Source organism: Streptomyces sp. NBC_01013, assembly GCF_045162765.1.
GTDB lineage: Bacteria > Actinomycetota > Actinomycetes > Streptomycetales > Streptomycetaceae > Streptomyces.
Genome location: NZ_CP108687.1, coordinates 7559972 through 7580742 on the forward strand (window position 1 = coordinate 7559972; position 20771 = coordinate 7580742).

The window sequence follows — 20771 nt, forward strand, 5'->3', positions numbered from 1 at the left end:
AAGGTGGCGGGAACCATGGAGCTCCCGATAGTCGTCGGTGTGGACGGATCAGAGGGCAGCCTCCGAGCCCTGGACTGGGCCACCGCGGAAGCGGCACGCGCACAGCTTCCCCTGCGCGTCGTCCATGCGTCGCTGTGGGAGCACTACGAAGGCATGCGCCCCACTTTCGACACCAGGCGTCCGGCCGAGCAGATCCTCGCCGAGCATCTGGTCGCGTCCGCGCAGGAGCGTGCGCGACGCCTCCGGACGGAGGTGCGGGTGGTCGCCGACGTACAGCCCGCAGACCCCGTGAGCGCACTCGTCCGGGAGAGCTACGAGGCCACGCTGGTCGTACTCGGCTCTCGTGGTCGGGGCCGGATCGCAGGGACGCTCCTGGGATCCGTCAGCCTGGCCGTCGCGGGCCGGTCCCACTGCCCGGTTGTCGTGATTCCGGCGACCGTCCCGGACGCTCAGCCGAAACTGGGCCGCGTCGTCGTCGGAATCGGCGACGCCGCGGGACCGTCGGCAGCCGCTCGTTTCGCGTTCGCCCGAGCGACCTCGCGCCACGGTGAGCTGGTTGCCGTCCGTGCCTGGCGCTGCCCGGCCCACGAAACCGCGGATCATCCGCTCCTCGCGGTCTCCGCGGCGGCCGTGCATCGCCGACGGGCCGAGGAACACCTCGATGATGTCCTGGCCGTCCTGGACCGGACCGGGTCCGGTGCCATGGTCCGCCGGACCGTGCTGCAGGGGCCCGTCCACCAGGTACTGATCGAAGAGGCCGGGGGAGCAGAGCTCCTGGTCGTCGGTGCGCGCCGTTCCGGGACACACCACGGCACGCACCTGGGGCGGGTCAGCCATGCGTTGTTGCACTACGCGTCCTGTCCCGTCGCCGTCGTCCCGGAAACCCCCTGAGCGCGAACCCGCGGTCCGCGGGGCTCTCGGTCACGGAGGCGCCTCGGGCCACGGCGGACCGTGGCTGCGGCCCGAGGGCCGCGCGGCCTCCCCGGCCGGGCACCACGACCGAGCGCCCCGCCACAAGCGCGCCTATCGTTCGAAGCGGGGGCCACACCACCGGCACCGCATCTGACGCCGCGCGCTGATCCACCAGGAATTGCGGGACAGCCCTTAATCGGGCTCCATGTAGGGCCGGCGAAAGACCGGTGCCCGGCCGGAGGCGGACCGGTGCACGGCCCCGAGCGCCTGGGCCACGGAGGCTTCCAAGGGACCGCTGCTGTCGACCGTGATGGCCCCGGTCCACGGTGGCTCATCCTGTGCCATGGCGGTGGCGACGTCGAGACCGGCGTCGGACGCCCCGCGGCCGCGGGTGGCCAGACGGGAAGCCGACACGGCACCCGGTACCTGACAGTGCAGGGCCACGAGGTCGGCGCTGGTGCGTTCGGCGGTGCGCCGGGCGGCTTCGCGCTGTTCCTCGTGCGACCAGGTCGCGTCGAGGACGACGGACTCGCCGCGGGAGAGCAGGGCGCAGGCGCGCTCCAGCAAGGTGCTGTACGTCTTCGCGGTCCACTCGGCGGTGTACAGACCTTCGCCGTACGGGGCGGCGGCCGGCTGGTCCACCGGGATGCCCGCCAGCTCTTTGCGGAGACGGTCGCTGCTGAGCAGCGTGACGCCGAGACGATCGGCAAGGGCGCCGGAGAGTGTGGACTTCCCGCTTCCGGGGAGCCCGCCGACGAGGGTGAGGCCGACAGCGGCGGTGCGCAGATGGCGCAAGGTCGTCGTGATCAGCTGCCGGGCGGCGACGTCAGCGCCCGGAGCACCCTGGTGGGCCTGGATCAGGGAGACCTTGGCACGGACGAATGCGCGATACGCGACGTAGTGATGCCGGAGGGACGGCGGCGCGGAGTCGCCGGAGTACTCGCTGTACCGGGCGAGGAAGAACGCTGCGGTTTCCGTGGCGTCGAGCTGTTCCAGGTCCATGGCGAGGAAGGCGACGTCGTCGAGGCCGTCCACGTAGCGGAGGTGGTCGTCGAACTCCAGGCAGTCCAGGACACGTGGGCCGTCGTCGAGGCAGAAGATGTCGTCGGCGAGCAGGTCCCCATGGCCGTCAACGATCCGTCCCTGGTCGATGCGAAGGGCGAACAACTGCTCGCGGCCGGCGAGATAGCGGCGTACCAGCCACTCGATCTCCTCCACCCCTTCGGGCACAGGCCCCTTGTCGGTCAGAGCACGAACCTGGGCGAAGCTCGCTTCCCAGCGGGCCGACAGCGCGTCCCGCGTGCCCTGGGCGTCCACGTCCTGGCTGCGCGGCGCGTCCGCGTGGCAGGTGGCGAGCAGCCGGGCCACGTCCCGCACGGCGTCGTCGACGGCCGCTCCTTCCCGGACGAGCTGTGACAGGCGGCGCTCCGCCGGCATCCGGCGCATCACCACGAGGGGCTCGGGAGTCGCGTGCGGAACCCGGATTTCGCCGGCACCCAGGTAGACGTCCGGGGCGAAACGACGGTTGAGCGCGACCTCCCGCTCGCACGCGGTCCGCCGTGCTTCCACGGTGGTGTAGTCGAGGAACTTGAGATCGACCGGCTTCTTGAGCTTGTAGACGCGGTCACCGACGAAGAACAGGGTGGAGGTGTGGGTTTCCCGCACCTCAGCCCGCGGGACCGGTGGCGTTCCAGGTGCGGCACCCGTTCGTGGCACGGATGCGCCGAACCGTTGCGGCGACGAGGTTCGCTCGCCGGCGCGCGCGGGCTCACTCATGGGAGACGACGGCGACAGGGCACCGAGCGTGGTGCAGGGCGGCGTGCGCTACTGAGCCCAGGCGCGGGGCCGGGGTGGGACGGCCCCTGCGTCGGCCGACGACCAACAGTTCGGCCCCCGTGGCGGCCCGCACGACCGCCTCGGCCGGGCTTTCGAGACGGGCGACTTCCACCACCTCTACGTCAGGAAACCTTTCGTGCCACCGGGAGAGCACCTTGCTCAGGCGCTTCCGTGCGTCCTGAGCGATCTCTTCGGTGACGCTGTGGTCGACTCCCCAGGGAACGTGCGCATGGAGCGGCAGGCTCCGGCCGTGAACGGCCCGGAGGCTCACGCCGCGTGCAGCGGCGGTGTGGAAGGCGAAATCGAGCACGTCGTCGCAGGGGCCGTTGAGTTTCAGCGCCACCACTACCCCACCGGGAGCAGGCGGTACTCCTTCGTGGCCGTCGCCGGCCCGTACCAGAACCACGGGACGATCGGCCCGTGCCACGACGGGCATGCTGATGTCGCCCAGAAAGTAGCTTGCGACAGGCGCCAGGCCCCGCGAACCGAGTACCAGCATTTCGGATGCCGATGCCGCCTCCAGCAGCGCGTTCTGGGCGTCGTCGGCGACGAGGCTGCCGACGACGGAGAGGCCGGGGTGCCGTGTCTGGAGCTGCGCCTTCGCGTTGTGCACGAGCCGCTTCGCCCAGTAGTTCTGATCGATCTCGGAGGGAATGTGGGTCGGCTCCGGCACCAGCATGGGCCACGCGTGGAGCAGGCGCACCGTCAATGCGCGGCGTACGGCCTCGTCGGCGCCCCAATGAGCTGCCGCGAGGCTCTCGGGTGAACCGTCGAGGCCCACGGTGATGACTGGCTCCACGGGGCCTGCCTCCCTTCCTGCGAATTTGGTGAGGCGGGGTGCGTCCGCGCGCCGGGGCGCGGCTTCCTCTCTTGAGGAGTACCGCAAACCGTCCTGCGGCGCATGTGGTCGCGCACCGGTCTCGGGGCCGTCACCTCAGCGCGCCGGCCAGTGTCCCCCCACGCCGGGCCGGCAGTCGGACTGCTCGCGACGCCGCCGGTCGGGGCGAATGTGTGGGTCGAGTTCGGGGGCGGCGATCCGGAGCCCCGCGGTGGCCGCGGTTCACGCGAGGTTGGTCCGTTGGCTCCGTCGCGGCAGGGCACGGGAAGCGATACTGGACCATTGGCACAGGAGATTGCACCTCGGTTGAACCATCAGCCCCCAAGGTGCTCAGATAAGTCTTTCAATGGCGCTGCGGGTCCCCCGGGGATCTCTGCGGCGCCCTTCTCATGTCCGGGCTGTTCTACGTGCGAAATGAAGCGGGGGCAACGTGCTCAAGAGGGCGTTCGTCGCGCACGATCCGGGGCGTATGCGGCTGCGGTTCGCGTCCCGGGCCGTGCTCGGCATCGGAGTCGCCGTCGCACTGTGCGGGGCTTTTGGGCACTCGCTCGTGGCGGCCATCACCGGCGGTCTGGCCGCGCTGCTCGCGCTGTTCACGGTGACCGACCCGACGGTGCGTGGGCAGGCGATCACGACTGCGCTCCTGCCCGTCGTCGGTCTCCCGGTGCTCACGCTCGCCGCCGTGCTGCACGATGCGCCCTTCGCGCGTGACCTGGCGTTCCTCGCCGTCGTGGGGGCGGGGGTCTATGCGCGGCGCTGGGGACCTCGCGGGCACTCACTGGGCGTGTTCGGTTTCATGGCCTACTTCTCCGCCCAGTTTCTGCACACCGTGCCCGGCCGGCTGCCCGAGCTGTACGCGGCCGTGCTGCTGTCGCTCACCGCGTCGTCGGTCGTGAGGTTCGGGGTGTGGTGCTACGAGCGGCGTCTCGCGGCGCCCGTGGCAGTCGCCCTCACTACCGGCGGGACGGGGCTGGGGCGGATCACGACACGGCAGGCCGTGCAGGCCACCCTGGGGGCGGGTTTCGCGCTCGCGGTGGGGCAGGTGCTCTCCGACCAGCGTTGGTACTGGGCGGTCGGCGCCACGTGGTGGGTGTTCGTGGCCACGACCTCGCGAGGCGAGACCGTGGTGCGCGGGTTCAGACGATTCCTGGGGACGGTGCTCGGGATCGGGCTGGGCTTCGCCGTGGCTGTGCCACTGCACCACGAGCCGGCCGTGGCCGCCGTGGTCGTGGCGATGAGCGTGTTCGGGATCTTCTACACCGCCGCTGTCTCCTACACCTGGATGATGCTGGCGGTGACCGTGATGGCGAGCATGCTGTACGGACTGCTCGGCGTACTCGACGCGGGTCTGCTGGTGCTACGGGTGACTGAGACGGCGGCCGGCGCGCTCGGTGCCGTCCTGGCGGTGCTGTTCGTGCTGCCGGTGACCACGCACTCGGTGACCGAGGCATGGGTGGAGCGGGCCCTGCGGTGCGTGCACACGTGCACGGCCGAGGCCGCCGCCCGGCTCGCCGGGAGCGAGGACGCCGACCCACCGCGGCGCGTTGCCGAACTGGAGGCGATCCTCGGACGGGTGCGCTTGTCGCTCGCGCCGCTGGTGCATCCGCTCTACCCGGTGGCGGCGCGCAAGCGACGGGCGCGGCGGGTGCTCGCGCTGCTCGATGACTGCGCACGCGAGGTGCGCGGCCTGGCCTCCGTCGCTTCCGACCCCGAGGCGTCGCACGACATCCGGCTCGCCGCCGCCTGCTGGCGGGTGGAGACCGCCGTCGAGGCGCTCACTGATGCGCCCGCCGACGGGCGGCTCCTCCGACTCGACAGCGCGACCGCCCCGGAGCTGACGGGCGCCGAGCCGGGGCTCGCCCACCTCCATGCGCTGGAGCGGGCCCTGCTCGAACTCGCCGTGCCCCTGCGGAGGTCCCGGCAGATTCCGGCCGGTGCCTGACCGGCGGCACCCCGGCGAGGCCGGTGGCTCGCTGACCGGCATGCGGGAAGCATGCACATCGCGTCCGTCGCGCGGCGCCCGATAGCCCTCACGACCCCCCGTTCGCAGCGGCCTGCCGACGCGTCGCAAGAGCCGTGGACACGCTCACCGTGCCTGAGCGCGCTGCTCGCACCGAGGAGGCCGACGGGCCTACCGGCGCACCCGCCGACGACGGAACCCGCTCTCGCCGCCCTGCGCGGCCTGGAGCGGGCGTCGCCGCCCTGACCGCACCCCGGGCGCCCCGCTCCCCCCTGCCCGGCACCCCTGGTCCAGACCACAGACAAGCACTGCTACGGTCGCCGCGGAAGATCACGGCGGCTGCCGCCGTCGCGATCAGTCGGCGGAGAGAGGCAGTGCGGTGGGCAGCAGCAACGGTGCCGGGCGGGCATTCATCGGATCGTTCACCTCGGCGGGCGGACGCGGTATCACCGTCGCCGCCGTGGACGAGGAGACCGGGGCACTCACCGTCCTCGGCGCGACGGACATCGTGCCCGACCCCTCCTACCTCGCGCTCGCCCGGGGCGCAGGCCCCGGCGGCGCGGTCCTGTACGCGGTGAGCGAGACCGAGAAGGGCGCGGTCGCGGCCTTCGACGTCAGCCACGACGTGCCCGAGCCCTTGGGGGAGACCCGGCCGGTCGAGGGCGATGGCCCCACCCACCTCGCACTCGCGCGAGGCCATGTGGTCACCGCCAACTACGGCTCCGGCAGCGTCACCGTCCTGCCCGTGCTCGCGGACGGCTCGCTCGGCGCAGCCGGCTGCGTACTCGCGCACGAGGGCAGCGGCCCGGTCGCCGGACGCCAGGAGGGGCCGCACGCCCACCAGGTCCTCCCCGACCCGTCGGGGAACTGGGTGCTCGGCGTCGACCTCGGTACCGATTCGGTGCGGATCTACGCGCTCGACCCGGACACCGGGGAGCTGCGTCCTCACGGCGGGACGGCGCTGCGGCCCGGCACCGGGCCGCGCCATCTCGCGTTCCACCCCGCGGGCGGCCACGCCTATGTGCTGAACGAGCTGGAGCCCACGGTCACGGTGTGCCGGTGGGATGCCGTCGCCGGGATCCTGGAAGCGGTCGGCGAGACGCCTGTGCTGCCCACCGGGGTGACCGGTGGTACCGGCCCGGCCGGCTATCCGTCCGAGGTCGTCGTCGCTCACGACGGACGGTTCCTCTGGGTGGCCAACCGAGGGGACGACAGCATCTCCGTGCTCGCCCTCGACGGCACGGGGGAGCAGGTGTCCCTCGTCACGACCGTGAGCTGCGGCGGCCACTGGCCGCGTGACCTCGCCCTCGACCCCGCCGGCCGGCGGCTGTACGCCGCCAACGAGCGGTCGGGGAACGTCAGCTGGTTCGCCGTGGACCCGGAGACCGGTGTCCCGGCTCCGGAAGGCTCCCTGGAGGCCCCGGCGGCCTCCTGCGTGATCTTCGCCTGAGCAAACAGCAGACGCCCCGGAGCCCGTGAACGGGCTCCGGGGCGTACGTGCGTCACGGGCGGGGCGGTGTGCGCCGTCCGCCCCGCTCCCGCGGCGGACGGCGCACCCGGCACCCAGCGCGGATCAGTGGACCGGAGCCCCCTGGGTCAGCACCGGAGCGATCCCCAGCGTGGTCATGTACATCGAAAGCACCAGCTTGCCGATCGCCGGGTACGCGCCGAGCGGCTCGGCGCTCGCGCAGCCGGCCTCCTTCACCGCCGCGTCCAGCAGGCCGTCGGCCACCTCCGGACCCACCAGGTAGGGCGCCACAGCCAGCTGCAGTGAGCCGGAGCCCTTCAGCTGTTCGGCGATGGCGGCGACCGAGCCCTCGACGTCGAGCGCGGCGGCCATCACGGGCACCGCGAGCCGCGCGGCCAGCAGCATGCCGGTGATCCCCGCGGCCTGCACCGCCTCCTCGCCGCCCACGGTGGCCAGCACGATGCCGTCGGCGGCCGTGGCCACGGTGAACAGCCTCGCGCGGTCCGCGCGGGCGAGACCGGCCTCGGAAAGGCGCACGTGCAGCGCCTCGGCGAGCAGCGGGTGAGGGCCGAGTACATCGGTCAGCTCGGCCGGAGCCTGGCTGTCCTCGATCGCGCGGCGTATCCGCTGCACCAGCGTGCTGTCCGGCCCCGCGAGCAGCGGCACCACGACGGCGGCCGGGCCCTCGGGCTCGGCGACCTCACGGCCGGCGGCCGTGGCCTGCTCGAAGCGCGCGACGCGCTCGGCGGCGGCGTGCGCGAGGACGGAGGCGACGGTGGGGTACTCGGCGTCGTCGCCGTCGAGGTAGCCGATCAGGGCGTTCAGGCCGGGCAGCTCGGAGCGGGCAATGCTGATCACCTCTTCGGCCAGGCTACGGCTGGCCGAAGAGGGGGTACCGGGAACGGCAAGAACGAGCGCGGCAGCGCCCTCGGGTGCGACCACGGGCTCCGGGCGGCGGTGCCGTCCGGACTGGCGAGGTCGCGGCATTCGTACAGGCAGGCCGGAAGCGGGCCCAGTGGGGGTGCTCATGGCGCCGCATGCTACTGGTTTTGGGTACCCCGCTGCTCGGGGAGGGGCCGGTCGTGCGTCGTCTGTCCGCATTTACCCGATCAGTGGCTTACCGGTCGACTGCCCTGCTCTGTAGCCCCCTGGGAGGTACCTGGTTCCTGTGCCGACACGGTGACCCGGAGCAGTGTGGGATGCGGGGGCAGTCGCAGACCTCCCGTGGCCAGCGCCCGCGCGATGCGCAGCGAACCCGTCAGCGGATCACCCGAACCGGGGACTGCCCGGGCGTGCGGCAGTTGCCGCGCCAGCTCCTCGCGCAGCGGCACGAGCAGAGGGTCGCCCATCCCGAACAAGCCGCCGGTCAACGCCACTTCGCAACCCGCGTCACCCACCCCCGCCGCCGGGCACACCGCGGCGGCCGCCTCGGCGATGTGTACGGCGGCGTCGTGGAGGATGCCTTCGGCGACGGGATCATCGCTCGCGCACGCCGCCACCTCGGGGGCGAACGAGGCCAGGACCGCGGGCCGGTCGGTACGCGGATAGAGCAGGCCGGGGAGGTCAGGAGCGGGGCCGAACACCGTCTCCAGTCTGGCCAGCAGAGCCGGGGAGCCGCCGCGCCGTCCGTCATGGGCACGCATCGCCGCGTCGAGTCCGGCCCGCCCGATCCAGGCGCCGCCTCCGCTGTCGCCCAGGAGGTGACCCCAGCCGTCGGCCCTGCGCCACTGGGTGAGATCCGTACCCAGCGCGATCAGACCGGTGCCGGCCGCCACGACCGCGCCGGGCCGCTGGCCGACCGCCCCCGCGTACGCGGTCACCGCGTCGGCGGCGAGTGCCAGCTGCCGCAGCCCGAAGGCGTCCGCCAGAGCCGCGGGCAGTTCGGCGCGCAGCTGTTCGCCGAGCGTGGCCATGCCCGCCGCTCCGATCGCAGCGCTGGCGATCAGGTCGCCACCCCCGTGCCGGGCGAGCAGGTGCCGGACGGTGGGCAGCAGCTGATCGAGTAGGTGGGCGGCGTCGATACCGCCGGGCCCGGTCCGTACCGGTTCGGCGCACACCGCCGTTCCCAGGGGCACGTCCCCGCCCACGGTTCCCAGCGCCACCCTCAGCCCGGAACCGCCCGAGTCGACCCCGAGGACGTACTCCCCGGGCGCATACCCGTGTGACTCCATGGAGCGGCTCCCATAAGCAGAGGAATGGCGGCGGCAGCCTATCCCAGGTGCTCCGAGACGGTTCGGACGCGTGGTGACGGGGCCTGCCGGCCTGCGCGTTCGGAGGGGAAGGGGGCCGGAGAGTGCCTGTCGTTGCGCCGGTAGGGTGAGCCCCGTGACAGCGCGACCGTTGAACGAAGTGGTGGAGCCCGGATGGGCTCAGGCGTTGGCCCCCGTGGCGGGCCGTATCGCCGAGATGGGGGACTTCCTGCGTGCGGAGGTCACGGCCGGCCGCACGTACCTGCCGGCGGGGGCGAACGTGCTGCGCGCCTTCCAGCAGCCCTTCGACGAGGTGCGTGTGCTGATCGTCGGTCAGGACCCCTACCCCACACCGGGGATGGCCATCGGGCTGAGCTTCGCGGTCGCACCCGAGGTGCGCCCGCTGCCGGGCAGCCTGGAGAACATCTACCGCGAGCTGCACACGGACCTGGGGCTGCCCCGGCCGTCGAACGGCGACCTGACCCCGTGGACGCGGCAGGGTGTGCTGCTGCTGAACAGGGCGCTGACGACCGCGCCCCGCAAGCCCGCCGCCCACCGCGGCAAGGGCTGGGAGGAGGTCACCGAGCAGGCCATTCGCGCGCTGGTCGCGCGGGGCACCCCGCTCGTCTCCATCCTGTGGGGCCGCGACGCACGCAACCTCCGGCCGTCGCTGGGTGACTTCCCTGCGATCGAGTCCGCCCACCCGTCCCCGATGTCGGCGGACCGCGGCTTCTTCGGATCGCGCCCCTTCAGCAAGGCCAACGATCTCCTGGTGCGTCAGGGGGCGCAGCCGGTGGACTGGCGCCTCCCGTAGCCGAGGGCCGGGCGCCACCCCGCAGCGGGCGCGAGGCCCGGCCCCCGCCGGAGGTGCGAGACCCCCGTCACCCGCCGATCGTGGCCGCCCGGACGCACAGGATGTCCGGCAGGTGAGACGCGAGCTGCTGCCAGCTGTCCCCGTCGTCCGCGCTCGCGTACACCTCCCCGTTGCGGTTGCCGAAGTACACGCCCGCCGGGTCCGCGTCGTCCGTACAGAGGGCGTCGCGCAGCACCGTGCCGTAGTGCGCACCGTCGGGCAGCCCCGCAGTCAGGGGTTCCCAGCCGGCGCCCGCATCGGTGGTGCGAAAGACGCGGCAGCGGTGTTCGGCCGGTACCCGGTCTGCGTCGGCGTTGATCGGGAAGAGGTAGGCGGTGTCCGCCCGGTGCGGGTGCGCCGCCACGGCGAAGCCGAAGTCGGAGGGCAGGCCCGCGCCGATGTCCGTCCAGTGGTCCCCGGCGTCGTCGCTGCGGAACACCCCCCAGTGGTTCTGGAGGTAGAGCCGGTCGGGGTCGACGGCGTCCCGGCTGACCTTGTGGACGCACTGACCGAACTCCGGGTCCGGATCGGGGAGGAACACCGCTGACACGCCCCTGTTGGCCGGGGCCCAGCTCTCGCCGCCGTCAGCCGTCCTGAACACCCCGGCGGTGGAGACGGCGACCGTGACCGACTGCGGGTCCCGCTCGTCCGTCAGGACCGTGTGCAGTCCCTCGCCACCCCCGCCCGGCACCCACTTCGAGCGTGTCGGATGCTCCCAGAGCGGGCGCACCAGCTCGAACGACTCGCCCCGGTCCCGCGAACGGAACAGGGCGGCCGGCTCCGTGCCCGCGTACACGACATCGGGCGCCTCGGGGCCCGCCGGGTGCAGCTGCCAGACCCGCTCCAGTGATGTCCCGGTGAACTCGGGGAACTTCACGGCCGGTTGTCTCGGCTCGACCCAGGTCCTGCCCAGGTCGTCGGAGTGGAAGACGGAGGGACCCCAGTGCGCGCTGTCGCCGCCCACCAGCAGCCGGGGTGAGTCCCCCCGCTTGTCGATGCCGATCGAGTAGATCGCCTGCGCATTGAAGTGCGGGCCGTCGAACTCCCATGCCCCGCCGCTCCTGCGGCCGATGAAGAGCCCCTTGCGGGTGCCGACGGTGAGCAGAACATCGGTCATGACCGAACCTCCCGAAACGCCGTTGTACCGGACAGGCGCCAGTCTGCACCCGACCACTGACAGCGGCGCGCAGGACGGCTCCGGACACTGCCGCTTCCGCGGCGGGCGGCGGATTCGGGTGCCCGGAGATCCTTGTCGCGGCGGTCCCGGTCAGCGGCCCGGAGCGGCTGTGCTGCTGCGCACCACCAGGTTGGTGGCCAGGTCGACCCTCGTGGTCGCGGGCTGCCGGCCCCGGCCGAGGTCGAGGACCAGCCGGGCGGCGGTCTCGGCCATCTCTATGAGCGGCTGGCGCACCGTGGTCAGCGGCGGTCCTATCCACCGGGTCAGCGGGAGGTCGTCGAACCCGATCACGCTGAGGTCCTCGGGGATGCGCAGTCCCAGCTCGCGCGCGGCCTCGTACACCCCGAGGGCCTGCAGGTCGTTCCCGGCGAAGATGGCGGTCGGCCGGTCCGCCATGCGCAGCAGTTCCATGCCGGTGGCGTAGCCCGCCTCGTGCTGGAACTCGCCTTCGCGGAGCAGAGCGGGGTCGATCGGCAGGCCCGCCGTCTCCAGCGCGGCGCGGTAGCCGTCCACCCGGGCGCGGCTGCACATCATGCGGGACGGACCGCTGATGACTCCGATCCTGCGGTGCCCGAGCGCGGTGAGGTGGCGGGTGGCGGCGAGGCCGCCCTGCCAGTTCGTCGTTCCGACCGACGGGACGTCGTCGCCGGGGTCGCCGGCCGGGTCGACCACCGCGTACGGGATGTTGCGGCTGGTCAGCTGGGCCCGCTGGGCGGCGGTGAGGTCGGACAGGACCAGGATCACTCCGACCGGCCTGCGGGCCAGAACGCCGTCCACCCAGGTCTGCCCCGGGGTGAGGCGGCCGGCGCTCTCCGAGAGGACCAGGCTCAGGCCCTCCTCGCGCGCGACGTTCTCCACGCCGCGCACGACCTCCATGGCCCAGGCGCTGTCCAGCTCGTGGAAGACCAGGTCGATCAGTTGCGACTGGGTCGTGGAACCGCGCCTGCGGCGGTAGCCGTGGAGCAGCAACAGCTCCTCGACCTTGGTTCGCGTGCCGGGGGCGACGTCGGCCCGCCCGTTCAGCACTTTCGAAACTGTCGGAGCCGAGACTCCGGCCGCTCGGGCGATTTCCGCCAGGGTGGCGGTGCCGTCCGACGGCTCGCCGGCAGGCGCATTCTCCTGATGTGACTGGACGTTTGCGGGGCTCATGCAGGGAATCGTAACTGCCGCCCGCAAGGAGGGAGGGGCGGGCCCCCGAGGAAAATTCCCTCGCCCGGACCTCTTGACGGGCCCGAAACGCGACCGTACGGTTCCGGCAACATTCGTAAGCAGGGCCGAAACATTCGACAGAGGTGCGGTCATGGGGTCGGGATTCTTCACTCAGAGTACGCGTGCGGCGAGATGGACCGCTGCGGGTGCGGCCATGGTCATGGCGGGCGTGCTGGCGGGCTGCGGCTCAGGTGGCGACAGCGGCGGTGACGGCGGCGGCACCCTCACCGCGTACGTCTACGGCGACGACGCGGTCAAGGTCCAGGAGGCCGCGGTCAAGGAGTTCAACAAGACCTCGAAGGTCAAGGTCAAGCTGATTCCGGTACCGGGCACCGAGTACGTCAACAAGCTGCGCAGCGCCATGGGATCGCCCAGCGCCCCGGACATCTTCTACAACTGGGGCGGCGGCTCCATCAAGCCGTACCTCGACGCGGGCCAGCTGGTCGACCTGACCTCGACCGTCAAGAACGACGCCACCCTCAAGGACGGCTTCCTCCCGTCCATCGTCGAGGCGGGCAGTCTCGACGGAAAGATCTACGGGGTGCCGATGCGCGGCATGCAGCCCGTGATGCTCTTCTACAACAAGAAGCTCTTCGCCGAGAACAAGCTGGAGGCCCCCAAGACCTGGGAGGAGCTCCAGCACGTCATCACCACGTTCAAGGACAAGGGCATCACCCCCTTCGCACTCGGCGGCCAGGAGAAGTGGCCCGAGCTGATGTGGATGGAGTACCTGCTCGACCGGATCGGCGGCCCCGAGGTCTTCAAGAAGATCCAGAACGGGGACTCCTCCGCATGGGGCGACCCCGCGGTCCTCAAGTCCGCCCAGACCGTCAAGGAACTGGTCGACGGCGGAGCCTTCGGCAAGAACTTCAACTCCGTCGACTACGGCAGCGGCGCCGCCCCCACCCTGCTCAGCAAGGGCAAGGCGGCCATGCACCTGATGGGCTCGTGGGAGTACTCGACCCAGCTCGGCAAGGCACCGGAGTTCGCCAAGAACGACCTCGGCTGGGCCAACTTCCCGACCGTGGCCGGCGGTGTCGGAGACCCGGCCGACGTGGTGGGCAACCCCACCAACTACTGGTCGATCAACTCCCGCACCAAGCACAAGGATGCGGCGATAGCCTTCCTCAAGACCATGGCGTCCAAGTCCTACGCCCAGGCCCTGGTCGACAACGGTGACGTTCCGACCACGTCCAACGCCGCCACCATGCTGAGCGGATCGCCCAACCCGAAGTACGCGACCGACCAGTACAACATGGTCCAGAAGGCCCCGAGCTTCACGCTCTCGTGGGACCAGGCGCTGGAGTCGCGATACGCCACCCCGCTGCTCACCGAGATCAGCAAGCTGTTCGCCGGCAAGTCCACGCCCGAACAGTTCGTCGCCGCGATGAAGGCCGTCAAGTAACAATGTCCCACGTCTCTACGTACAAAAAGGTGCGCGGAGGAAGGAAGGTGGCCGCCGGCAACGTCGGCCGCCCCTCGGTCGCCTGGGCCGTGCCCGGCATCGTCTTCTTCGCGCTCTTCGCGATCGTCCCGCTGGCGATCGCCGTCTATCTCTCGTTCTGCAAGTGGAACGGGCTGGACTCCCCGACACCCGTCGGCGTGGACAACTGGACCCGGCTGTTCAAGGATCCGGAGTTCCGCCAGGCCGCCTGGCTGAGCCTGCTGCTCACCTCGATCAGCTGGGCGTTCCAGACTCCCGTGGCCCTGCTGCTCGGCGTCTGGGCGGCGGGCAAGCAGCGCAGCCGTGCCGTGCTCTCGGCCGTCTTCTTCATCCCGCTGCTGCTCTCCACCACGGCCATCGCGATGCTGTTCCACGCGCTGCTCGACCCCAACTTCGGCGTGATCAGGACGATCGGGCCGTGGTTCGGCATCGACCCCAACGTCATGGGCTCGTCCACCGGGGCCCTGCTCACCGTGGCCTTCGTCGGCGGCTGGCAGTTCATGCCCTTCCACACCCTGATCTACCAGGGCGGCACCCGGCAGATCCCCCAGGTCCTTTACCAGGCGGCGGAGATCGACGGAGCCGGCATGCTCCGCCAGTTCTTCCACATCACCCTGCCGCAGCTGCGCCACACCATCACGACCTCCTCGGTCCTGATGATCGTCGGCTCGCTGACCTACTTCGACACCGTACTGATCATGACCAGGGGCGGCCCCGGCACGGACACCACCGTGCTGCCGTACCTCATGTACCGGACCGGTTTCCAGACCTACGACCTCGGCTACGCCGCGGCGATCGCAACGGCCCTGGTCGTGGTGGCCACCGCCCTGTCGCTGATCCTGGTCCGCTTCAGCGGCTTCGGGAACATGCGGTCCACCCGGGAAGGTATGTGACGAGATGTCAATCGACACCCGCCCCGTGGCACGCCCCACGTCGCCCGTGACCCGGAGCCGGCTCGCCGCAGCCCGGCGCCGCAGGAAGTGGGGCAACCCACTGGCCGGCCTGGGTTCGCTGGTCTGGCTGCTGCTCGTGGTCGTCCCGCTCTACACGCTGATCTCCTCGTCGCTCATGCGTCAGGACGAGGCGCTCAACGGCGACCCGCTGGCAGTCCCGACCAACCCCACGCTCGAGAACTACCGCACCGTGCTCGACAGCGGCTTCTCCACCATGCTCACCAACACGGCGATCGTCGCCGTGGCCACCGTGGCCATCGTCCTGCTGCTCTCGGTGCCCGTCGCCTACGTCGCGGTACGTACCCGCAGCCGGCTCTCCTCGCTCGCCTTCCGGACCTTCCTGCTCGGCGTCGCGATCCCCGCGCAGGCGGTGATCGTGCCGCTGTACCTGCTGATCAGCAAGATGGGTCTGTACGACAGCCTGCCGGCGATCATCCTGCCGACCGCCGCGTTCGCGATGCCGGTGGCGGTGCTGATCCTCAGCGGCACCATGCGAGACGTCTCCGAGGAGATGTACGAGGCGATGGCGCTCGACGGAGCGACACCCCTGCGGATGCTCTGGCAGCTGGCGATCCCGATGTCCAAGGGCGGGATCAGCACGGTGGCGATCTACACGGCCCTCCAGGCGTGGAACGGCTTCCTGTTCCCGCTGATCCTGACCCAGTCGGAGGAGAACCGTGTGCTGACCCTCGGTCTCTTCAACTTCATGTCCCAGTTCGGGATGAACATCCCTGCCGTGCTGGCCGCGATCGTGCTCTCCGTCGTGCCGATCTTCGCCGTGTACCTCGTGGCACGGAAGGCACTGGTCAACGGACTGATGGGGGTGGGCGGCAAGTAGCTCCCCACGCCGCCCCGCATCACCGCACTCATGAGAGGAACTCCTGCCCCCATGGCAATCCCCGCTGTCCCGCATGCCCGCAGCACCGGAGAGTCCCCGACCGTCGACGGCCCCTGGCGCGACCCCTCCCTCACCCCCGAGGAGCGGGTGGCCGACCTGATTCCCAGGATGACCCTGGAGGAGAAGGCCGCCCAGCTGTACGGAATCTGGGTGGGCGCCGACGCCGAAGGTGACGGGGTCGCCCCGCACCAGAACGACATGGTCGACCCGGTGGACTGGGACGACCTGACCACCCGCGGTCTCGGCCAGCTCACCCGGCCGTTCGGCACCGCTCCGGTCGACGCCGGCGTCGGGGCCCTTGCCCTGGCCCGCGCACAGGGCCGCATCGCCGAGGCCGGCCGCTTCGGCATCCCGGCTCTGGCCCACGAGGAGTGCCTGGCCGGCTTCACCGCCTGGGGCGCCACCGCCTACCCCGTCCCCCTGTCGTGGGGCGCGGCCTGGAACCCGGAGCTGGTCGCCGAGATGGCGCACCGGATCGGCGCGGACATGCGCGCCGTCGGTGTCCATCAGGGTCTGGCGCCCGTTCTGGACGTGGTGCGGGACCTGCGCTGGGGCCGGGTCGAGGAGACCATCGGCGAGGACCCCTATCTGGTGGCCACCATCGGCACCGCCTACGTCCGCGGACTGGAGTCCGCCGGGATCATCTCGACGCTCAAGCACTTCGCCGGATACGCGGCCTCCGCCGGGGCCCGCAACCTCGCGCCGGTGCGGGCCGGGGTCCGTGAGATGGCGGACGTCATCCTGCCGCCCTTCGAGATGGCGCTCCTGGAGGGCGGGGCGCGTTCGGTGATGCACTCGTACGCCGAGATCGACGGCGTGCCCGCGGCCGCCGACCCGGCCCTGCTCACCGAGCTCCTCCGGGACACCTGGGGATTCACCGGGACGGTCGTCGCCGACTACTTCGGCATCGGCTTCCTGGAGACCCTGCACAAGGTGGCCGCCGACCGCGCGGACGCCGCCCGGCTCGCCCTGGGCGCAGGCGTCGACGTCGAACTGCCCACCGTCCGCAGTTACGGTGACGTCCTCGTCGCAGCCGTGCGGGACGGGGCGGTGGACGAGGCGCTCGTCGACCGGGCCCTCAGCCGCGTCCTGCTGCAGAAGTGCGAACTCGGGCTGCTCGACCCGGACTGGTCGCCGCTGCCGGCCGCGCTGAAGGGCGCGGACCCCGAGCAGGCGCGCGACACCGTCGACCTCGACCCGCCGGAGAACCGGGCCCTGGCCCGGGAGCTGGCCGAACAGGCCTGTGTGCTGCTCGCCAACCCCGGCGGCACCCTCCCCCTGCGCGACGCCGGGCGGATTGCCGTGGTCGGCCCCCGTGCCGACGACGCGCTGGCCATGCTCGGCTGCTACTCATTCCCCAGCCACGTCGGCGTCTCGCACCCCGAGTTCGCGATGGGGATCGACGTGCCGACGGTGCTGGAGTCGCTGCGCGGGGAGTTCCCCGGCGCCGGTGTCGACTTCGCCGCCGGCTGCGACGTGGACGGCGCGGACATCTCCCGGATCGCGGAGGCGGTCCGGCTGGCAGGGGACGCCGACGTCTGTGTCGCCGTGCTCGGTGACCGGGCCGGTCTCTTCGGCCGCGGCACGTCCGGCGAGGGCTGCGACGCCACCGATCTCGCGCTGCCCGGTGTGCAGGGCGAGCTCCTCGAAGCCCTGCTGGCCACCGGTACCCCCGTGGTCCTGGTGCTGCTGACGGGGCGCCCGTACGCGCTGGGCCGCTGGGCGGACCGGACGGCAGCCGTTGTGCAGGCGTTCTTCCCGGGCGAGGAGGGCGGACCGGCGCTGGCCGGGGTGCTCTCCGGCCGGGTCAATCCCTCCGGCAGGCTGCCGGTGAGCGTCCCGCAGGGTCCGGGCGGTCAGCCGTGGACGTATCTGCAGCCGCCGCTGGGCCTGGTGAGCGGGGTCAGCAACCTGGACCCGACACCGCTGTACGCCTTCGGGCACGGCCTGTCGTACACGACCTTCGACTGGGAGCAGGGTGATCCGGACCCGGCCGAGATCCCGACGGACGGCTCGGCCGACATCGAGGTCACGGTCCGCAACACCGGGGCGCACGACGGCGCCGAAGTGGTGCAGCTCTACCTCCACGACCCGGTGGCCCAGACGACCCGGCCGCAGGCGCGGCTGATCGGCTATGCCAGGGTCCCGCTCGCCGCCGGCGAGGCGGCCAGGGTCCGGTTCCGCTTCCACGCGGATCTGGCGTCCTTCACCGGCATCGGCGGCCGTCGCGTCGTCGAGCCCGGCGAGCTCGAACTGCGGCTCGCCGCCTCCAGCGACGAGGCCGACGTGCGCCGGACCTTGCGGCTCCGGCTCACCGGCCCCGAGCGCATCGTCGACCACACGCGTCGGCTCGTCTGCGGCACCTCGGTCGAGCCCGCCCCCGTACCGGAGCCGGCCGCTCACTGACCGGCACCGTCCATAAAGCCGCACCATCCCTCCCGTGAACCTCCCCGCCCCCGAACGGCCTGCCCGCCGGCTGCGGGGAGGTTCACGAAACTTTCGAAGCATCTTCATCGAACGCGCGTCGATTCCGGCATTCAGGTTCCGGTCCGGACGCGCCCACCGAAAGGGATATGTCATGCGCAAGACAACCAAGGCGGCCATGATCGGCACCGCCGCCGCGGCCATGCTCGTCTCCTCCTTCACCCTCAGCGCCGCTGCGGCCCCGCAGGAGGCCGGCTCCCACGGGAAGCCCAAGCCCCCCGTCGCCGACACCCTGGGCAGCCTCGGCAAGCGGGCCAACCTGCGCATCGGCACGGCGGTCGACATGGCGGCACTGGCCGCGGACGCGCCCTACCGGGCCAAGGCGGCGAGCGAGTTCACCTCCGTCACGCCCGAGAACAACATGAAGTGGGAGGTCGTCGAGCCGCAGCGCGGCACGTACGACTGGTCCGGCGCGGATGAGCTGGTGGACTTCGCCAAGAAGAACGGCCAGCTCGTCCGGGGCCACACTCTGGTCTGGCACAGCCAGCTGCCGGCCTGGCTGAACAACGGCGACTTCACGGCCGACGAGCTGCGGGAGATCCTGCACAAGCACGTCACCGACGAGGTGACCCACTTCAAGGGCAAGATCTGGCAGTGGGACGTCGTCAACGAGGCATTCAACGACGACGGCACCATGCGCGACAGCATCTGGCTGCGGAAGCTCGGCCCCGGCTACATCGCGGACGCCTTCCGCTGGGCGCACCAGGCCGACCCCAAGGCCACGCTCTTCATCAACGACTACAACGTCGAGGGTGTCAACGCCAAGAGCACTGCCCTCTACAACCTCGTCGCACAGCTCCGCCGCGAGCACGTGCCGGTTCACGGCGTCGGCATCCAGGGGCACCTGGACGTCCAGTACAACGCTCCGCACGACATTGCCGCCAACATGAAGCGCTTCGACGACCTCGGTCTGGAGACCGCGATCACCGAGGCCGACGTCCGCATCCCGATGCCCGCCGACAACACCGAGCTGGAGGCGCAGGCGGAGGCCTACGACGTACTGCTGCGGGGCTGCCTGCTGACCGAGCACTGCACCGATTTCACGGTGTGGGGCTTCACCGACAAGTACTCCTGGGTTCCGGGGGTCTTCACGGGCGAGGGTGCGGCGAACGTCCTCGACGAGAACTTCGAGGCCAAGGCCGCGTACAACGCCATGAGCCAGGACCTGAAGCTCGCCGCCGGCCGGGACCGATGAGGATGCGATGACCACGGCCACACAGGGGCGCCGCGATGAGTGACAGCCTCCGGATCACCGGGGTGAGAATCACCCCGGTGGCCTTCCGTGACCCGGCGTTGCTGAACGCCGTGGGCGTGCACGAACCGTACGCACTGCGGGCGATCGTCGAGGTCGACACCGGTGAAGGGCTTGTCGGGCTCGGCGAGACCTACGCCGACGAGGGTCATCTGCGCCGTCTGAGGGCGGTCGCGGACGCCCTCACCGGGATGGACGTGTACGCACTCGGCGCCATGCACCGAAAGGTGGCCGAGGTCCTCACCGGGGACGACGGCACGGGCGGTTCGGGACTGACCGGGATGATCACGACCAGCAGCGCCGTCGACCGGGTGTTCTCCCCGTTCGAGGTCGCCTGCCTGGACCTCCAGGGGAAGGCCGCCGGCCGCCCGGTCAGTGATCTGCTGGGCGGGGCCGTGCGGGACTCCGTCCCGTTCAGCGCCTACCTCTTCTACAAGTGGGCCGGTCACCCGGGCGCAGACCCCGACGACTGGGGCGCGGCGCTGGATCCGGACGCCGTCGTCGCCCAGGCCCGGCGCATGATCACCGAGTACGGGTTCACCGCGGTCAAGCTCAAGGGCGGCGTCCGGCCGCCGGAGGAGGAGATCGAGGCAGTCCTCGCCCTGCGCGACGCCTTCCCCGGAGTGCCGCTCAGGCTGGACCCGAACGCGGCCTGGAGCGTGCCCACCTCGGTGGCGGTGGCACGCCGGCTGGAGGGGGTCCTCGAATATCTCGAGGACCCCACGCCCGGACTCACGGGGATGGCGGAGGTGGCGCGGCAGACCCCGATCCCGCTCGCCACGAACATGTGCGTCGTCGCCTTCGAGCACCTGGCGCCCGCCGTCGAGCAGCGTGCCGTACAGGTGGTGCTCTCCGACCACCACTACTGGGGCGGTCTGCACCGCTCCAGGCTGCTCTCCGGGATCTGCGACACCTTCGGCATGGGGCTGTCCATGCACTCCAACTCCCATCTCGGCATCAGTCTCGCCGCGATGACCCACCTGGCAGCCGCCACACCCCACCTCACCTACGCCTGTGACACCCACTGGCCGTGGAAGACGGAGGAGGTCGTCGAGCCCGGGGTGCTCGAGTTCGCCGACGGAGCGGTCCGGGTCCCCAAGGGGCCCGGGCTGGGTGTGGAGCTCGACCGGGACGCGTTGGCCCGGCTGCACGAGCAGTACCTCGGCTGCGGTCTGCGCAACCGGGACGACACCGGCTACATGCAGCGGATCGACCCGGGCTACGAGAAGAAGTCACCGCGCTGGTGACCCGCCGCGGAGCCCGCCACCGGCTCCGCGGCCCCACCCCTTCACAGGACA

General features: G+C 71.4%; 16 protein-coding genes and 1 pseudogene. 11 read left to right on the forward strand and 6 right to left on the reverse strand.

The features are described 5' to 3' along the window. The first annotated feature begins 15 nt into the window (after positions 1 to 15). The gene (locus OG538_RS32825) at positions 16 to 891 is read left to right on the forward strand and encodes a universal stress protein (RefSeq protein ID WP_406099149.1); all 876 of its coding nucleotides are present in this window, start codon (positions 16 to 18) and stop codon (positions 889 to 891) included. Between the two features lie 213 nt (positions 892 to 1104). Here OG538_RS32825 and OG538_RS32830 read toward each other — a convergent pair whose 3' ends face one another. Then, positions 1105 to 2577 (reverse strand): AAA family ATPase, encoded by a 1473-nt coding sequence (locus OG538_RS32830; RefSeq protein WP_406099151.1) that lies wholly within the window; start codon positions 2575 to 2577, stop codon positions 1105 to 1107. A gap of 103 nt (positions 2578 to 2680) precedes the next feature. After that, a complete protein-coding gene (locus tag OG538_RS32835) occupies positions 2681 to 3547 on the reverse strand; it encodes a universal stress protein (protein WP_406099152.1) in 867 nt (288 codons plus the stop codon). 102 nt (positions 3548 to 3649) lie between these two features. Between OG538_RS32835 and OG538_RS32840 the strand changes: the two are divergent. From OG538_RS32840 to OG538_RS32850, 3 genes and pseudogenes are all read left to right on the forward strand, one after another. Continuing rightward, positions 3650 to 3778 (forward strand): annotated as a pseudogene (locus OG538_RS32840) (phage baseplate assembly protein V); the annotation flags it as partial. A 277-nt stretch (positions 3779 to 4055) separates the two neighbouring features. Beyond that, positions 4056 to 5528: an FUSC family protein gene (locus OG538_RS32845; RefSeq protein WP_406100400.1), complete on the forward strand. Its 1473-nt coding sequence runs from the start codon at positions 4056 to 4058 to the stop codon at positions 5526 to 5528. Positions 5529 to 5925: 397 nt separating this feature from the next. Then, positions 5926 to 6996, forward strand: a complete 1071-nt coding sequence (locus OG538_RS32850; RefSeq protein WP_406099153.1) for a lactonase family protein — start codon at positions 5926 to 5928, stop codon at positions 6994 to 6996. Between the two features lie 123 nt (positions 6997 to 7119). On the opposite strand, the gene OG538_RS32855 is transcribed toward OG538_RS32850, so the two are convergent. Both OG538_RS32855 and OG538_RS32860 read right to left on the reverse strand, forming a co-directional pair. Then, positions 7120 to 8043, reverse strand: coding sequence for a sirohydrochlorin chelatase (locus tag OG538_RS32855; RefSeq protein WP_406099154.1), 924 nt, complete (start codon positions 8041 to 8043; stop codon positions 7120 to 7122). Positions 8044 to 8123: 80 nt separating this feature from the next. Further along, positions 8124 to 9185, reverse strand: a complete 1062-nt coding sequence (locus OG538_RS32860; RefSeq protein ID WP_406099155.1) for an N-acetylglucosamine kinase — start codon at positions 9183 to 9185, stop codon at positions 8124 to 8126. Between the two features lie 154 nt (positions 9186 to 9339). Between OG538_RS32860 and OG538_RS32865 the strand changes: the two genes are divergently transcribed. Then, a complete protein-coding gene (locus OG538_RS32865; protein WP_406099156.1) occupies positions 9340 to 10017 on the forward strand; it encodes a uracil-DNA glycosylase in 678 nt (225 codons plus the stop codon). A 67-nt stretch (positions 10018 to 10084) separates the two neighbouring features. Here OG538_RS32865 and OG538_RS32870 read toward each other — a convergent pair whose 3' ends face one another. Together OG538_RS32870 and OG538_RS32875 are read right to left on the reverse strand one after the other, a co-directional pair. Continuing rightward, on the reverse strand, positions 10085 to 11173 hold the full coding sequence (locus OG538_RS32870; RefSeq protein ID WP_406099157.1) for a WD40/YVTN/BNR-like repeat-containing protein: 1089 nt from the start codon (positions 11171 to 11173) through the stop codon (positions 10085 to 10087). Positions 11174 to 11323: 150 nt separating this feature from the next. Further along, positions 11324 to 12382, reverse strand: a complete 1059-nt coding sequence (locus OG538_RS32875) for a LacI family DNA-binding transcriptional regulator (RefSeq protein ID WP_406099159.1) — start codon at positions 12380 to 12382, stop codon at positions 11324 to 11326. A gap of 214 nt (positions 12383 to 12596) precedes the next feature. On the opposite strand from OG538_RS32875, the gene OG538_RS32880 reads away from it, so the two are divergent. The 6 genes from OG538_RS32880 (at position 12597) to OG538_RS32905 (ending at position 20720) form a co-directional block, all read left to right on the forward strand. Next, on the forward strand, positions 12597 to 13847 hold the full coding sequence (locus tag OG538_RS32880) for an extracellular solute-binding protein (RefSeq protein ID WP_406100401.1): 1251 nt from the start codon (positions 12597 to 12599) through the stop codon (positions 13845 to 13847). Positions 13848 to 13849: 2 nt separating this feature from the next. After that, complete coding sequence (locus OG538_RS32885) at positions 13850 to 14779, forward strand: carbohydrate ABC transporter permease (protein WP_406099160.1); 930 nt, start codon at positions 13850 to 13852, stop codon at positions 14777 to 14779. A gap of 4 nt (positions 14780 to 14783) precedes the next feature. Then, on the forward strand, positions 14784 to 15677 hold the full coding sequence (locus tag OG538_RS32890) for a carbohydrate ABC transporter permease (RefSeq protein WP_406099161.1): 894 nt from the start codon (positions 14784 to 14786) through the stop codon (positions 15675 to 15677). A 51-nt stretch (positions 15678 to 15728) separates the two neighbouring features. Further along, positions 15729 to 18143 (forward strand): glycoside hydrolase family 3 N-terminal domain-containing protein, encoded by a 2415-nt coding sequence (locus OG538_RS32895; protein WP_406099162.1) that lies wholly within the window; start codon positions 15729 to 15731, stop codon positions 18141 to 18143. A 172-nt stretch (positions 18144 to 18315) separates the two neighbouring features. Next, a complete protein-coding gene (locus OG538_RS32900; protein WP_406099163.1) occupies positions 18316 to 19416 on the forward strand; it encodes an endo-1,4-beta-xylanase in 1101 nt (366 codons plus the stop codon). 35 nt (positions 19417 to 19451) lie between these two features. Further along, positions 19452 to 20720, forward strand: coding sequence for a glucarate dehydratase family protein (locus tag OG538_RS32905; protein ID WP_406099165.1), 1269 nt, complete (start codon positions 19452 to 19454; stop codon positions 20718 to 20720). The last annotated feature ends 51 nt before the right edge of the window (positions 20721 to 20771 follow it).

Bases quoted from the DNA above. Each gene is read 5' to 3' on its own strand.
- OG538_RS32895 (WP_406099162.1), top strand. From the start codon at position 15,729: ATGGCAATCCCCGCTGTCCCGCATGCCCGCAGCACCGGAGAGTCCCCG.
- OG538_RS32845 (WP_406100400.1), top strand. From the start codon at position 4,056: ATGCGGCTGCGGTTCGCGTCCCGGGCCGTGCTCGGCATCGGAGTCGCC.
- OG538_RS32905 (WP_406099165.1), top strand. From the start codon at position 19,452: ATGAGTGACAGCCTCCGGATCACCGGGGTGAGAATCACCCCGGTGGCC.
- OG538_RS32875 (WP_406099159.1), bottom strand. From the start codon at position 12,382: ATGAGCCCCGCAAACGTCCAGTCACATCAGGAGAATGCGCCTGCCGGC.
- OG538_RS32890 (WP_406099161.1), top strand. From the start codon at position 14,784: ATGTCAATCGACACCCGCCCCGTGGCACGCCCCACGTCGCCCGTGACC.
- OG538_RS32860 (WP_406099155.1), bottom strand. From the start codon at position 9,185: ATGGAGTCACACGGGTATGCGCCCGGGGAGTACGTCCTCGGGGTCGAC.
- OG538_RS32885 (WP_406099160.1), top strand. From the start codon at position 13,850: ATGTCCCACGTCTCTACGTACAAAAAGGTGCGCGGAGGAAGGAAGGTG.
- OG538_RS32900 (WP_406099163.1), top strand. From the start codon at position 18,316: ATGCGCAAGACAACCAAGGCGGCCATGATCGGCACCGCCGCCGCGGCC.
- OG538_RS32880 (WP_406100401.1), top strand. From the start codon at position 12,597: ATGGTCATGGCGGGCGTGCTGGCGGGCTGCGGCTCAGGTGGCGACAGC.
- OG538_RS32870 (WP_406099157.1), bottom strand. From the start codon at position 11,173: ATGACCGATGTTCTGCTCACCGTCGGCACCCGCAAGGGGCTCTTCATC.
- OG538_RS32825 (WP_406099149.1), top strand. From the start codon at position 16: ATGGAGCTCCCGATAGTCGTCGGTGTGGACGGATCAGAGGGCAGCCTC.
- OG538_RS32855 (WP_406099154.1), bottom strand. From the start codon at position 8,043: ATGAGCACCCCCACTGGGCCCGCTTCCGGCCTGCCTGTACGAATGCCG.